At 69.1% G+C, this 14,903-nt stretch carries 12 protein-coding genes; 8 read left to right on the forward strand and 4 right to left on the reverse strand.

Translation table 11 applies throughout. From position 1 onward, the window contains the following. Positions 1-63: 63 nt before the first annotated feature. From ACWIGU_RS25990 to ACWIGU_RS26010, 5 genes are all read left to right on the forward strand, one after another. A complete protein-coding gene (locus ACWIGU_RS25990) occupies positions 64-918 on the forward strand; it encodes an ABC transporter permease (protein ID WP_454404317.1) in 855 nt (284 codons plus the stop codon). Then, complete coding sequence (locus tag ACWIGU_RS25995; RefSeq protein ID WP_454404107.1) at positions 915-1,823, forward strand: carbohydrate ABC transporter permease; 909 nt, start codon at positions 915-917, stop codon at positions 1,821-1,823. Before ACWIGU_RS25990 ends, ACWIGU_RS25995 begins: the two co-directional genes overlap by 4 nt. Before the next feature lie 50 nt (positions 1,824-1,873). Then, on the forward strand, positions 1,874-3,511 hold the full coding sequence (locus ACWIGU_RS26000) for an extracellular solute-binding protein (protein WP_454404108.1): 1,638 nt from the start codon (positions 1,874-1,876) through the stop codon (positions 3,509-3,511). A gap of 73 nt (positions 3,512-3,584) precedes the next feature. Further along, positions 3,585-4,631, forward strand: coding sequence for a LacI family DNA-binding transcriptional regulator (locus ACWIGU_RS26005; RefSeq protein WP_356273001.1), 1,047 nt, complete (start codon positions 3,585-3,587; stop codon positions 4,629-4,631). A gap of 371 nt (positions 4,632-5,002) precedes the next feature. Further along, the gene (locus ACWIGU_RS26010) at positions 5,003-6,757 is read left to right on the forward strand and encodes an NAD+ synthase (RefSeq protein WP_454404109.1); all 1,755 of its coding nucleotides are present in this window, start codon (positions 5,003-5,005) and stop codon (positions 6,755-6,757) included. Positions 6,758-6,837: 80 nt separating this feature from the next. On the opposite strand, the gene ACWIGU_RS26015 is transcribed toward ACWIGU_RS26010, so the two are convergent. From ACWIGU_RS26015 to ACWIGU_RS26030, 4 genes are all read right to left on the reverse strand, one after another. Further along, positions 6,838-8,106: an MFS transporter gene (locus tag ACWIGU_RS26015; protein ID WP_454404110.1), complete on the reverse strand. Its 1,269-nt coding sequence runs from the start codon at positions 8,104-8,106 to the stop codon at positions 6,838-6,840. 150 nt (positions 8,107-8,256) lie between these two features. Next, positions 8,257-9,288 carry an endonuclease/exonuclease/phosphatase family protein gene (locus ACWIGU_RS26020; protein ID WP_454404111.1) on the reverse strand — a complete coding sequence of 344 codons (1,032 nt, stop codon included), beginning with the start codon at positions 9,286-9,288 and terminating at the stop codon, positions 8,257-8,259. Between the two features lie 198 nt (positions 9,289-9,486). Beyond that, entirely contained in the window at positions 9,487-10,089 is a 603-nt protein-coding gene (locus ACWIGU_RS26025) for a TetR/AcrR family transcriptional regulator C-terminal ligand-binding domain-containing protein (protein WP_454404112.1), read from the reverse strand. An 86-nt stretch (positions 10,090-10,175) separates the two neighbouring features. Beyond that, positions 10,176-11,768, reverse strand: a complete 1,593-nt coding sequence (locus ACWIGU_RS26030) for an MFS transporter (protein ID WP_454404113.1) — start codon at positions 11,766-11,768, stop codon at positions 10,176-10,178. A 206-nt stretch (positions 11,769-11,974) separates the two neighbouring features. Here ACWIGU_RS26030 and panB point away from each other — a divergent pair, with 206 nt between their 5' ends. The 3 genes from panB to ACWIGU_RS26045 all read left to right on the forward strand — a co-directional run bounded on the left by panB (position 11,975) and on the right by ACWIGU_RS26045 (position 14,886). Continuing rightward, positions 11,975-12,841, forward strand: coding sequence for a 3-methyl-2-oxobutanoate hydroxymethyltransferase (panB, locus tag ACWIGU_RS26035; protein ID WP_454404114.1), 867 nt, complete (start codon positions 11,975-11,977; stop codon positions 12,839-12,841). Positions 12,842-13,024: 183 nt separating this feature from the next. Next, on the forward strand, positions 13,025-14,065 hold the full coding sequence (locus tag ACWIGU_RS26040) for an ATP-binding cassette domain-containing protein (RefSeq protein WP_454404115.1): 1,041 nt from the start codon (positions 13,025-13,027) through the stop codon (positions 14,063-14,065). Continuing rightward, complete coding sequence (locus tag ACWIGU_RS26045; RefSeq protein WP_454404116.1) at positions 14,062-14,886, forward strand: ABC transporter permease; 825 nt, start codon at positions 14,062-14,064, stop codon at positions 14,884-14,886. The genes ACWIGU_RS26040 and ACWIGU_RS26045 overlap by 4 nt, the downstream gene beginning before the upstream one ends. The last annotated feature ends 17 nt before the right edge of the window (positions 14,887-14,903 follow it).

Below are 14,903 nucleotides of genomic sequence, written 5' to 3' on the forward strand. Positions count from 1 at the left end.
CACAAACCCAGGCAGGACAGCTTCTGGAAACGTTTTCGGAGCAGCCGCACCTTCCTGCTGCTCATGGCCCCGGGCCTGGCCTACTTCCTGCTGTTCCACTACGGCGCCTTCGTCGGCAACGTCGTGGCGTTCAAGGAGTACGTCCCGTTCGACGGGCTCTGGGCGAGCCCTTGGGTGGGCTTCGAGAACTTCACCCGGATGTTCGGCGACGCCGACTTCTGGCACGCGACGTGGAACACCTTCTACATCGCGGTGCTCCAGCTGACGTTCTTCTTCCCGATCCCCCTGGCCATCGCCCTGCTCCTGCACAGCCTGACGTCGGATTTCCTGCGCCGCTTCGTGCAGTCGGTGGTCTATCTGCCGCACTTCCTGTCCTGGGTGATCGTGGTGGCGCTGTTCCAGCAGGTCCTGTCCGACACGGGCTTGCTGAACTCGTTCCTGGGCGACACGGGGATCCACACGGTCGACATCATCGGCAACCCGGACGCGTACCGTCCGCTGGTGGTGGCCGAGGTGGTCTGGAAGGACGCCGGCTGGGGCACGATCATCTTCCTCGCGGCGCTGATGCAGGTCGACGAGCAGCAGTACGAGGCGGCGGCGATCGACGGGGCGGGCCCCTGGCGCCGCTTCTGGCACGTCACGCTGCCGTCCATCCGCCCGATCATCGTGCTGCTCCTGATCATGCGGCTCGGCGACATCCTGTCGGTCGGCTTCGAACAGATGCTGCTCCAGCGCCAGTCGGTGGGACCCGAGGTGGGCGAGGTCCTGGACACGTTCGTGTTCTGGCAGGGAATTGTCGGCGGGGACACCGGATACGCGGCAGCGGCAGGCCTGTTCAAGGGCGTGGTGGGCGCGGTGCTCGTCTTCACCGCGAACCGGGTGGCGCACAAGCTGGGCGAACAGGGGATCTACAGATGACCACAGCCATGAACACCAGGAACCCCACTCGCCCGGCGTGGAAGGAAAGCCCGAAACCGGCCACCCAAGCGGCCAAGGCGGTAGCGATAACGGTCGTCCTGGCCCTGGTCCTGATCCCGTTCCTGGTGATCATCTCCACGTCATTGGCCTCCAACAAGGAGGTGGTGGCCAACGGCGGCTGGGTCCTGTGGCCCACGGACCCGACGCTGCGCGCGTACCGCAACATCCTCAGCGGCGGCATCGTCACCAAGGCCCTGGGCGTCAGCGTCGGCGTAACCCTCATCGGCACCCTGGCCTCCCTGGCCTGCACCTCCTTCCTGGCCTACGCGCTCAGCCGCCCAGGAGTCCTGGGCGGCAAGCCGATCCTCCTGATCATCCTCTTCACCTTCCTCTTCCCCCCGGGCATGATCCCGGCGTTCCTCCTGGTCAAGGGCCTGGGACTGCAGAACATGTACGCGGCCCTCATCGCCCCCGTCCTGATCAACGTCTTCAACCTGGTCGTCCTGCGGGGGTTCTTCCAGGGAATCCCTGAGGAGCTGTACGAGGCGGCGCGCCTGGACGGTGCGGGCGACTGGACGGTGTTCTGGCGCATCGTGCTCCCGCTGTCCAAGGCGGCCCTCGCGGTGGTCGGCCTGTTCTACGCGGTGAGCTACTGGAATGCCTGGTTCAACGCCTCGATCTACCTGGAGTCCGACCACTGGCCGCTCTCCCAGGTCCTGCGCACCTATGTGATCGGCGGCGCGCAGATCAGCGACACGGGTCTCAGTGAGGCCGGCATGGTCTCTGCCCCGCAGACGACGCAGATGGCGGTCCTGGTGATCGCCACCGTCCCGATCCTCCTCGTCTACCCGTTCCTGCAGAAGTACTTCACCAAGGGCGTGCTCACCGGCGCCGTCAAAAGCTAGCCAGCTGCCCACCTTTCCCGAAGGGGTCCACTCACGTGTCCGGTTCCTCGATGTCGCGTCGCACCCTGCTGCGTTCCATAGCCGTCGGCGGCGCCGCCCTGGCCGCTCCGTCCTTCCTCACCGCCTGTTCCACCGACTCGGGTGGCGGCGGCTCGGTCTCCAACGCGGGCAAGAAGGCGGCCGCGTGGCCGACGTACACCCCCGCCACCGGCGCGAAGCCGGACCTGGCGGCCACCGCGGAGGGCGTCCAGGCGGGCTACACGACGTACCCCGCGCAGCTGGTCAAGGCCGTCGCGGAGAAGCCCGGTACGGGCAAGGAGAAGATCAAGGTCCTCTCCATCACCTACGGCACACCCCCGAAGCCGGCGGCGCAGAACAAGCTGTGGGCGGCGATCAACGAAGCGCTCGGCGTGGACGTCGAGTTCACCGTGGTCCCGGACGCGGACTTCCGCACCAAGATGGCGACGCTGTTCGCGGGCGACGACCTGCCGGACATCATCAACATCGGCGGCGGATACGTCCTGCCACGCGAGGCGCAGTTCGTGAAGTCCCGCTGCGAGGACCTCACCGAGCACCTGTCGGGCGACGCGGTGAAGGACTACCCGAACCTGGCGGGCATCCCGACGTACGCCTGGCAGGGCATGGGCCGGATCTCGGGCCGGATCTTCGGAGTCCCGGTGGAGCGCCCGAAGCCACAGGACACGATGTACTTCAACGGCCAGGCGTTCACGAAGGCGGGCTACAAGCCGGGCATGTCGGCAGAGGACTTCGCGGCCATGGCGAAGGAGACGACGACGCGCAAGAAGTGGGCCCTGGGCGCCTCATCGACCGCCTTCTTCGGCTTCAAGACGCACGCCACGTGGCACGGGGCGCCGAACCAGTGGCGCATCAAGGACGACAAGGCGACATTCTTCGCGAGCACGGACGAGTTCAAGACCGCGCTGGAGTACATGTCGGACCTGCGCAAGGCGGGCGCGTACTACCCGGAAGCGACATCCGTCTCGCAGGTGGACCTGAAGACCCAGTTCTGGAACGGCACGGTCCTCTCCATGACGGACGGCTTCCTCTCCTACCCCGGCTCGGCACAAGGCATCAAGAACGCCTTCGAACTGGACGCGCTGGTCCCCTACACCCCCGAGAACATCACGCCGGGCTACCAGCAGTCGCAGGGCATCTTCGGCTACACGGTGATCAAGAAGGCACCGAAGGACCGCGTCAAGCTGATGCTCCGGATCCTCGACTACCTGGCCTCACCGTTCGGGACCGAGGAGTACGAACTGGTGCACTTCGGCCTGGAGGGAACGCACTTCAAGCGGGACAAGGACAACAACCCGATCGCGACACCGCTCGGCCTGGTCGAGTCGAAGGTGAACCTGCCGTTCGTGTACCTCAGCGACGCGCCCCAGGTCCTGTACGCGCCGGGCTACGGAGACATCATCGAACGCCTCCACGCGTGGCAGCAGAAGGTGATCCCGATGATGGTGCCGAACGACCGCTGGGGCCTTCAGTCGGACACGTACAACAAGCAGGGCGCGACGCTCGACCAGATCATCAGCGACGGCGTGACGGCCACGGTCACGGGCCGCCGGAAGGTCTCCGACTGGGACGCGGTGTACAAGAAGTGGCTGAACCAGGGCGGACAGCAGGTACTGGAGGAATTCGCCAAGGAGTACGAGGCGGCGCACTGACCGTACGGCATCGGCCATGATGGTCCGGGGCGGCGTCGCCCGCCCCGGACGGGCAAGTTGAGGAGACACAACAGTGGGTGAGCGGGTCACCATCCGTGATGTGGCCGCGCGCGCGGGCGTCTCGGTCGCGACTGTTTCACGGGTCCTGGCGGGCAACTACCCGACATCGGCGGCCTCGCGCGCCAAGGTCCAAAGAGCGGTCAAGGACCTGGACTACGTGGTCAACGCGCACGCCCGGGCCCTCGCCGGCGCCGGACGCAAGACGATCGCGGTCCTGATGTTCGACGTGGTCAGCTCGTTCTACGCGGCCGTGGCGCAGGGCGTGGAGATGGAAGCGGCCCAGCACAACAGACTCACCCTGGTCTGCTCGACGGGCGGCGACCCGGCCCGCGAACTGGCGCTGGTCCAGATGATGCGGGAACAGGCGGCGGAGGCCGTGGTCCTGGTCGGCGGGGTCATCGAGGACGACGAGTACCGCGAGCGGATGGCGCACTACGCGCAGGCACTCGCGGCGGCGGGCTCGCGCCTGGTCCTGTGCGGCAGACCGGCACCGGCACCCGACGTCCCCGCACTCGTGGTGGAGTACGACAACGGCGCGGGCGCGCACGCGATCACGAGCCACCTCCTGGGCGCCGGCCACCGGAAGATCGCGATGATCGGCTACCAGCCGGGCAACACCACGGGCGAGGCCCGGGTGACGGGCTACCTCAGAGCCCTGAACGACCACGGCGTCCCCCGCTCGGACGCGATCCTGCACGGCATCGGCTTCGGCCAGCACCACGGCTACGAGGCCATGCGCGACCTGCTGGACAAGTGCAACGGCAAGCCGGACTTCACGGCGGTCTTCGCGGGCGACGACCGCGTGGCGGCAGCGGCGATCCGCGCACTGGCGGAGGCTGGCCTACGGGTCCCCGAGGACATCTCGGTGGTCGGCTACAACGACGACCCGGTGGCAGCGGACATCACCCCCGGCCTCACCACGGTGCACATCCCGGCAGCGGAAATGGGCCGCACGGCCGTAAGACTGGCCCTGACAGGCACGGCCCGCCCCGGCCAGCAACGCCACCTCCTGGGCACACACATAGTGATCAGAGACAGCGTCCGCCCCCACCGCCACTGAGCACCGTACGAGACCTGCCGAAGACACCGAAGCCCCACCGAACGGTCGGCCGCGTACGAGACGCGGCCCGAAAGGCAGCGAGCCCCACCGGCCGTGAGACGCCGACGAGACGGGAGGGGACGCGGGGGCATGTGCGCGCGGAGCCACCAGCACCACGTACAGGCAATCAGCTCGCCGACATGCACCCGTAGAACAGCGAGCACGTACATGCCCCCGCGGCCCCGCACCCGACAACAAACCCGGCGAAACGACGGCGCACCCGAAAGGAGACCCGGCGCGACGACGGCGCACCCGAACACCGAGCGAGACCCATCCCCTCCACTCCCCCGTCCGAGAGGACATCGCGTCAGTCAGACGATTAAACTGACCGAGTGCCTCAACTACGTCTCGCCCTGAATCAGATCGACTCGACCGTCGGAGATCTCGCCGGGAACACCGAGGCGATCATCCGCTGGACCAAGCACTCCGCCGAACAGGGAGCGCACCTGGTCGCGTTCCCCGAGATGGTCCTGACCGGCTACCCGGTGGAGGACCTCGCCCTGCGCGAGTCCTTCGTCGAGGCATCCCGCCGGTCACTGACCGCCCTGGCCAGGCGTCTCGCCGACGAGGGCCACGGCGACCTCCCCGTGGTCGTCGGCTATCTGGACCGCTCAGAGAAGGCCCAGCCGAAGTACGGCCAGCCCGCAGGAGCCCCCCGGAACGCCGCCGCGGTCCTCCACAACGGCCGCGTAGCCCTGACGTTCGCCAAGCACCACCTCCCGAACTACGGCGTCTTCGACGAGTTCCGCTACTTCGTGCCGGGCGACACGATGCCCGTGATCCGCGTACACGGAATCGACGTGGCGCTCGCCATCTGCGAGGACCTCTGGCAGGACGGCGGCCGCGTCCCGGCCACCCGAAGCGCCGGCGCCGGCCTCCTGATCTCGATCAACGCGTCGCCGTACGAGCAGAACAAGGACGACACGCGCCTGGACCTGGTGCGCAAGCGCGCCCAGGAGGCGGGCTGCACGCTGGCGTACGTGGCCACGATCGGCGGCCAGGACGAGCTCGTCTTCGACGGCGACTCGATCGTGGTGGACGCGGCGGGCGAAGTAGTGGCCAGGGCACCCCAGTTCGCGGAGGGGTGCGTGGTCCTGGACCTGGACCTCCCGGCGGCGAAGCCGAAGGCCCCGACGGGAACGGTCGACGACGGTCTGCGCATCGACCACGTGACGATCTCCGAGGACCACGTCCCGGCGTACGAGCCGGAGCTGACGGGCGGCTACGCGGACCGCCTGGACGACGACGAGGAGGTCTACTCGGCGCTGGTCGTGGGCCTGCGCGCCTACGCCGCGAAGAACGGCTTCCGCTCGGTACTGATCGGCCTGTCGGGCGGCATCGACTCGGCGCTGACGGCGGCGATCGCGTGCGACGCGCTGGGCGCGCAGAACGTGTACGGCATCGCGATGCCGTCGAAGTACTCCTCGGACCACTCGCAGGGCGACGCGGCGGAGCTGGCGGACCGCACGGGCCTCAACTTCCGTACGGTGCCGATCGAGCCGATGTTCGACGCGTACATGGCGTCGCTGGGCCTGACGGGCCTCGCGGAGGAGAACCTCCAGTCGAGGCTGCGCGGCACGATGCTGATGGCGGTGTCCAACCAGGAGGGCCACATCGTGCTCGCGCCGGGCAACAAGTCCGAGCTGGCGGTGGGCTATTCGACGCTGTACGGCGACTCGGTCGGCGCGTACGGCCCGATCAAGGACGTGTACAAGACGTCGGTCTTCCGGCTGGCCGAGTGGCGCAACCGGGCGGCGGCGGAGCGGGGCCGGACCGCCCCGATCCCGGAGAACTCGATCACGAAGCCGCCGAGCGCGGAGCTGCGCCCGGACCAGGTGGACACGGACTCGCTGCCGGACTACCCGGTGCTGGACGCGATCCTGGAGATGTATGTGGACCGGGACAGGGGCGCGGACGCGATCGTGGCGGCCGGGTTCGACGCGGACCTGGTGACGAGGACGCTGCGGATGGTGGACACGGCGGAGTACAAGAGGCGCCAGTACCCGCCGGGCACGAAGATCTCGGCCAAGGGCTTCGGCAAGGACCGCCGCCTCCCGATCACGAACAGGTGGCGGGAGTCGGCGTAGCGGTCACCGCCCCGGCCCCGAACCCGAACCCCAAGCCCAACCCAAAGCCCAGGCCCAACCCCCGGAGCCCACCCGTCACCTCACCGACGACGAGTGGGCTCCCCCGCGTCCGGAGCCGAAGGAACGGCATCGACGGCATCGGGCAGATGCGAGGCCACGAGGCGCCCGTGCCCCGCCGTCGCGGAGGGGGCAACGACCCGGGACCGACGCAGGTCGACCCCGTAGGCAACCCCGGCCACCCCGATCCCGAGGACGGCGAGCGCGGCCCCGGCGACCGCGGGGGACGTGAGCCCGAACCCGGCGGCGAGGGCGAGCCCGCCGATCCAGGCGCCGCCGGCGTTGGCGAGGTTGAAGGCGGCCTGGTTGGCGGAGGAGGCGAGGGAGGGCGCGGCCGAGGCCTTCTCCATGACCATGAGCTGAAGCGGGGACCCGGTGGTGAAGGCAGCCATACCGAGCAGCACAACGGCGACCCCGGCACTCCACTCGGCCCGCATCAGCACAGGGAACAGCGCAAGCACCACAACAAGCGAGACAAGCCCCCCGAACAGCGTCCCGCGCAGGGAGCGATCGGCAAGCCGCCCGCCGAGCAGATTCCCGGCGGTGGCGCCGACGCCGAACAGGGCGAGCAGGAGCGTGACGCTCGCCTCGGCGAACCCGGCGGTGCCGGTGAGCATCGGCGTGACATAGCTGTACGCGGCGAAGAGCGCGCCGAACCCGGCGACGGTGGTGCCGAGGGAGAGCCACACGGGCAGGGAGCCGAGTGCCTTGAGCTCACCGCGCAGCCCGCCGCTCTCGCCGTGGCCGTGGTCGGCGGGGACGAGGAGCAGGAGTACGGTGATCGCGGCGAGCCCGATGGCGCTGACGGCGAGGAACGTGGCGCGCCAGCCGAGCTGCTGGCCCATGAGCGTGGCTATGGGGACGCCGATGACGTTGGCGACGGTGAGGCCGAGGAACATCAGGGACACCGAGCGGGCCTTGCGCTCGGGCGCGACGAGCGAGGTGGCGACGACGGCGCCGACGCCGAAGAAGGCGCCGTGCGGCAGCCCGCTGACGAAGCGCGCGGCCATGAGCAGGTGATAGTCGGGTGCGGCGGCGGACACGGCGTTACCGGCGACGAAGAGCACCATGAGCCCGACGAGGACGCGTCGGCGGGGCATGCGCGCGGTGAGGGCGGCGAGGAGCGGGGCCCCGATGACGACGCCGAGGGCGTACGCGGAGACGAGGTGGCCGGCGGAGGGGATGGAGATGTGCAGATCGTCGGCGACGTTGGGCAGGAGGCCCATCATCACGAACTCGGTGGTGCCGATGCCGAAGGCGCCCACGGCGAGGGCGAGCAGGGCCAGGGGCATGAAAAAGGGACCTTCCACGGGAAGAGGGGCGGGAGACGCGGGAATCCGTAAGTTTACGTCGGGAACAAACTCTCCCGCGCCAAGTATTCCGTGAGGTGAGGCCCTGGTTTCCACCGAGTCAACAATGGGTGTGGGGAGCGAACGCCGACGTCAGGACCGGTTGAGGTCGACCTTCGCCGCGATCGGCAGATGATCGCTGCCGGTCTCGGGCAGCGTCCACGACGTGACCGGCTCCACACCCTTGACCATGATCTGGTCGATGCGGGCCATGGGGAACGAGGCCGGCCAGCTGAACCCGAACCCACTGCCGGCGGCACCCTGCGTGGACCGCATCTGGGACGTCACGCCGTTCAGCGCACGGTCGTTCATCGTGCCGTTGAGGTCGCCCAGCAGGATGACCTTGCCGAGCGTCTCGTCGGAGATGGCCTCGCCGAGCGCGTCGGCGGAGGTGTCGCGCTGGCTGGCGGTGAATCCGGCGTGCATCTTGACCCGGACCGAGGGCAGGTGCGCGACGAACACGGCGACATCGCCCTGGGGCGTGGCGACGGTGGTGCGCATGGCGCGCGTCCAGCCGAGCTGGATGTCGACGGGCCGCGTCCCGCTCAGCGGGTACTTGCTCCACAGCCCGACGGTGCCGGCGACGGAGTGGTACGGATACGTCTTCGCGAGCGCCTTCTTGTAGACGGGAACGGCGTCGGCCGTCAGCTCCTCCAGGGCGACGACCTGCGCCCCGGAGGCGGCGATGGCGTCGGCGGTGCCGGTCGGGTCGGGGTTCTCCGCGTTGACGTTGTGCGTGGCGACGGTCAGGTCGCCGCCGCCGGCGGTCTTGTCGGTGAGGAGCCCGCCGAAGAGGTTGAGCCAGACGACGGCCGGGACCAGGACCGCGATCAGGGCCGTCGCGGATTTCCGTACGACGGCCAGGACGAGCAGGACGGGCACGAACACGCCGAGCCAGGGAAGGAAGGTCTCGGTGAGGGAGCCCAGGTTTCCGAGGGTGTTGGGGATCTGCGCGTGGAAGAGCATGACGAGCGCGACCAGAACGGCCAGTACCGCGAGGACCACCCCGCGGCGCCAGATCCCCCGGTCACCGCGCCACCCGCCGGTCAGGCCGCGCAGCGGGTCTCTGGAAGGCCGGTGCCCCGAGCCGCCGCCACCCGTTTCCGTCCTGAACCCCTGCGCCATACCGTCGTCGCCTCACTGCCCTGCCGTGCACACCGACCTCGCCCTGAAACCCTAGGGGATGATCGGCGCCCTCCTCGCCGTCCACGACGGCCGTACGGGCACGAGGACGAGCACAGCGGCACCCGGGGTTCCGCGTCGGCGGCACGCATGAGGCCTCTGTGACGAAACGCGCATATTCAGTCCGGTGGCCCCGCAGCTTCAGTCCTGTGGCCGCAACCCGGCGAGCGCGCAGTCGACGATCCGCTCGGAGAGGTCGTCGGCGAGCGGCGCGTCGGGCCGGATGATCGTGCGCAGCAGCATCGGCCCGACGATGAAGTCGTTGATGAGGTCTATGTCGACGTCGGCGCGCAGCTCACCGTTCTCGACGCCGCGCCGCAGCACGTCGTACATGACGCGGCGGCGCGGCTCGATCACGGTGTCGTGGTACGCGTCCCACAGCTTCGGCAGGCTCTTCATCTGCGCGAAGACGTTGTGCAGCAGGGCCGAGGAGCGCAGGGAGACGCCGCGCCTGCGCAGGTGCTCCAGGAGGCTGATCAGGTCGTCGCGCAGGGAGGTGCCCGGCAGCTCGGGCTCGGGCTCCTCCATGATGCGCAGGACCTCGACGAAGAGCTCCTCCTTGCCGGACCAGCGCCGGTAGATGGTCGCCTTGCCGACGCCGGCGGTGCGGGCGATCCGCTCGATGGACAGGTCGGTGAGCGGGACGCCGTCCTCGATCAGCTTGAGGACGCTCTCGACGATGGCCCGCTCGACGGCCTCGCTGCGCGGGCGCCCCCGCACCGCGCGCCCCGCATCCACGTCCACGACCACTCCGCCTCTCCGCCTCTCCCGCAGCCTTGCGTACCAGCGATTGTCTCAGCCGGTCACCGGCCTGCCACGACGGGTGCAGGTCAGCGACCCGCCCCGACGGTCTCCTCCTTGCTCTCCTCGGCCGTGGTCCGCGGCGGGCGCCCCGGCAGGAACAGGACGGTGACGACGGCGCTGACCAGCGCGATACCGGCCCCGCACACGGCGGTCACGTGCATGGCGTGCAGGAAGGAGTCGTTGGCCGCGCCGACCAGCGCGTCGCCGCGCGGGCCGAGCTTCGCCGCGACGCCGAGGGTGGCCTCGATGGACTCGCCCGCCGTGTGCCGCAGTCCGGCGGGCAGCAGGACCAGCTTGTCCTCGATGCCGCTGCGGTACGCGGTGGACAGCACGGAACCGAGCACGGCGATGCCCAGGGCGCCGCCGACCTGCCGGAACGTGTTGCTCAGCGCAGACGCGGAGCCCGCCTTCTCGCGCGGCAGGGCCTGCATGATGACGACGCTGGTGGGGGTCATGACGTGCGCCATGCCCGTACCCATGAAGAAGAAGATGACTTCCAGGATCCAGATGGGCGTGTCCGCGTCGAGGATCGTGAACGCGGCGAGCATCGCGGCGAGGATCACCAGGCCGCCGGTCGTCGTGGCACGCACTCCGAAGCGGTCGACGACGAGCCGGGCGCGCGGCGCGAAGATCAGCTGGGCGGCGGCGAGCGGCAGCATCAGGAGGCCGGTCTGCAGCGGCGAGTAGCCGCGCACGCTCTGGGTGTAGAAGACCGAGAAGAAGGTGACGCCCATCAGCGCGAAGAAGACGAGCGCGATGGCGGCGATGGCCGCCGAGAACACCTTGTTCTTGAAGTACTTGATGTCGATGGACGGGTGGTCGCTGCGCTTCTCGTACAGGACGAAGCCGATGAGGACGACGAGTCCGGCCGCGATGGTCAGCAGGACCACGGGGTCCGCGAAGTCGGCGAGCTGGCCGCCCTTGATGATGCCGTAGACGAGCAGCACGAGTCCGACGACGGAGAGGGCGACACCCACCAGGTCGATACGGCCCGGGTTGGGGTCGCGGGAGTCCGGCACGAGGGCCAGCATCAGGACGACCGCGATGATCACGATCGGCACGTTGACCAGGAAGACCGAGCCCCACCAGAAGTGGTCGAGGAGCAGGCCGCCGGTGATGGGGCCGATGGCGATGGCGATGCCGACGCCGCCCGCCCAGATGCCGATGGCCTTGGGCTGCTCGTCGCGCTCGAAGACGTTCATGAGGACGGCGAGCGTCGCGGGCATCACGAAGGCGGCGCCGATGCCCATGATCGCCCGGAAGATGATGAGCTGGACCGGCGAGCCGGACTCGGCGGCCAGCGCGGAGCCGAGGCCGAAGACGACGAGGCCGCCGACGAGCACCTTCTTGCGCCCGAGCCGGTCACCGAGCAGACCCGCGCTGAAGAGCAGTCCCGCGAAGACCAGCGTGTAGGCGTTGATCGCCCACTCCAGCTCGCCCTGCGTGGCTCCGAGGCCCACGGGGGGCGGGGTCGAGATCGTCTTGATCGCGACGTTCAGGATGGAGTTGTCGAGCACAACGATCAGCAGGCTGAGCATCAGCACGCCGAGGATCGCCCATCGGCGGCGGTGCACAGCCTCCGGTATGCGCGGCGATTCGGGAACGGCAGGAGTCGTCATGGGACTCACCCTAGGGCAGTTTCGATACGAGACCGTCTCGTATTGGAAGTCCTTAGGAAGACTTTACGAACCCGACGGGCGACCCGCTCGCGGGGTGACCCGACCGGCGGACACCCCCCTAGCCATTCCCCGGCACGCGGTGCCACCATGGAGGAGATCCGGGGACGCCGTAAGGGCGCCTCGAGACAACAGAAGGAGCCGTTGCGATGACGCAGCTTCCGGCTGCCCAGAACAACCCCGACAGCAGCAACAAGGCGCTGTACGGGGGCAAGAGCAACCGGCGCATCACGGTGCGCGACATCACGCTCGCCAAGGAACGCGGCGAGAAGTGGCCCATGCTCACGGCGTACGACGCGATGACCGCGTCCGTCTTCGACGAGGCCGGCATCCCGGTCATGCTCGTCGGCGACTCCGCGGGCAACTGTCACCTCGGGTACGAGACCACCGTGCCCGTCACCCTCGACGAGATGACGATGCTCTCGGCCGCCGTCGTACGGGGCACCAAGCGCGCCCTCATCGTCGGCGACCTCCCCTTCGGCTCGTACCAGGAGGGCCCCGTACAGGCCCTGCGGTCCGCGACGCGCCTGGTCAAGGAGGCCGGGGTCGGCGCAGTGAAGCTGGAGGGCGGCGAGCGCTCGCTGGCCCAGACCGAGCTGCTCGTGCAGTCCGGCATCCCGGTCATGTCCCACCTGGGCCTCACCCCGCAGTCCGTGAACACCATGGGGTACCGCGTCCAGGGCCGCGGCGACGAGGACGCGCACCGACTGCTGCGTGACGCCAAGGCCGCCCAGGACGCCGGCGCCTTCGCCGTCGTCCTCGAACTGGTCCCGGCCGAGCTGGCCGCCGAGGTCACCCGGTCCCTGAACATCCCGACCGTCGGCATCGGCGCGGGCCCCGAGTGCGACGCCCAGGTCCTCGTGTGGACCGACATGCTCGGCCTCACCGGCGGCAAGATGCCGCGCTTCGTGAAGCAGTACGCGGATCTGCGCGGCGTCATGGGCGAGGCGGCGAAGGCGTTCGCACAGGACGTGGTCGGCGGAACGTTCCCCCAGGAGGAGCACTCGGTCCACTGACCCGGACCACCACCTGAACCAAAGTGGCACCACAGCGGCTCGCCGATCTTCCCCCGTCGGCGGGCTGCTGCCGTTCCGCCGCCCTTGGGTACTGCCCGTCTGTCGCCGTTCTGCAGGTGCCGTAGACGGGGCTGTCGGCCGCCTGTCGGTGGATTGTCGGTGGCACCTGGCACCTTGTACGTCATGACGCGAATCGACAAGAACGCCCCGCACAGTGACGACGGCGGCCGGACGGCCTCCGTCACCGTGCGGGGGCTGGTCAAGCACTACGGCGAGACCAAGGCGCTGGACGGCGTGGACCTGGACGTGCACGAGGGCACGGTCATGGGCGTACTCGGTCCGAACGGCGCCGGCAAGACCACGCTCGTCCGCTGCCTGTCCACCCTCGTCACCCCCGACTCGGGCTCGGCCTTCGTCGCCGGGTACGACGTGGCGAAGCAGCCCCGGCAGCTGCGCCGCGTGATAGGCCTCACCGGCCAGTACGCCGCGGTCGACGAGAAGCTCTCCGGCCGCGAGAACCTGTACATGATCGGCCGCCTCCTCGACCTGTCCCGCAAGGAGTCCCGCTCCCGCGCCGACGCGCTCCTGGAGCGGTTCTCCCTCACCGAGGCCGCCACGCGCCCGGCGAAGACGTACTCCGGCGGCATGCGCCGCAGGCTCGACCTCGCCGCGTCGATGATCGGCAGCCCGGCCGTCCTCTACCTGGACGAGCCGACGACCGGCCTCGACCCCCGCACGCGCAACGAGGTGTGGGCCGAGGTCAAGCGCATGGTCAACGACGGCGTCACGGTGCTCCTCACCACCCAGTACATGGAGGAGGCCGAACAGCTCGCCAACGAGCTGACGGTCATCGACCGCGGGAAGGTCATCGCGGGCGGCGCCATCGACGAGCTCAAGGCGAAGGTCGGCGGCCGCACCCTGCGCATCCGCCCGGCCGACCCGCTGGAGCTGCGCCCGCTGGCCGCCGCCCTCGACGACATGGGCCTCACGGGCCTCGCCACGTCGACGGTGGACACCGAGGCCGGCACCGTCCTGGTCCCGATCCTCAGCGACGAGCAGCTCACCGCCGTGGTCGGCGCGGTCACCGCGCGCGGCATCACGATCGGCTCGATCGCCACCGAACTGCCCAGTCTGGACGAGGTGTTCCTGTCCATCACCGGACAGAAGGCCAGTGTCCCGCAGGACGACACCCGTACCTCCGAGCTCGAAGGGGCCGCCGTATGAGCGCCACCACGCTGACGCCTCCCCTGAATCTCGAGGCCGACTCGCGCATCTCCCTGCGCTCCCACATCCGTCACACCGGCGCGCTCGTCCGCCGCAATCTGCTGTGGATCCGCCAGGACCCGGAGTCGATGTTCGACGCGGTCCTGATGCCGATCGTCTTCACGCTCCTGTTCGTGTACGTGTTCGGCGGCTCCATCGGCCAGGCGCTCGGCGGCGGCCAGGACCAGTACGTGCAGTACGTGGTCCCGGGCATGATGGCGATGATGAGCATGAACATCGCCATGGCGGTGGGCACGGGGTTCAACCAGGACTTCCAGAACGGCATCATGGACCGTTTCCGGACCCTGCCGATCGGTCAGGGCTCGGTCCTCTTCGCCAAGATCGTGGTGGAGCTGATGCGGCTCCTCATCGCGACGACGATCATGATGGTCGTCGGCCTCCTGGTGGGCTTCGACATCACGAACTGGCCCGGCCTGTTCGCCGCCGTGGGCCTCACCGCCCTCTTCGGCACGTCCATCATGTGGATCTTCCTGGTACTCGGCGTCGTGATGAAGAGCGCCCAGGCCGTGCAGGGCATGGGCTTCCTGGTCCTGATGCCGCTGCAGTTCGGTTCGTCGATCTTCGCGCCGACGCAGTCGATGCCGGGCTGGCTCCAGGCCTTCACCGACTACAACCCGCTCTCCTCGCTCGCGGACTCCGCGCGCGGCCTGATGGTGGGCGGCCCGGTGGCGCACGACGTGTGGGTGACGGTGATCTGGTCCGCGGTCCTCACGCTCGTGATGGCTCCGATCGCGATCCACAAGTTCCGTACCAAGAACTGACGTTCACCCGGACAGGC

This window comes from Streptomyces sp. NPDC055400 (genome assembly GCF_053644375.1).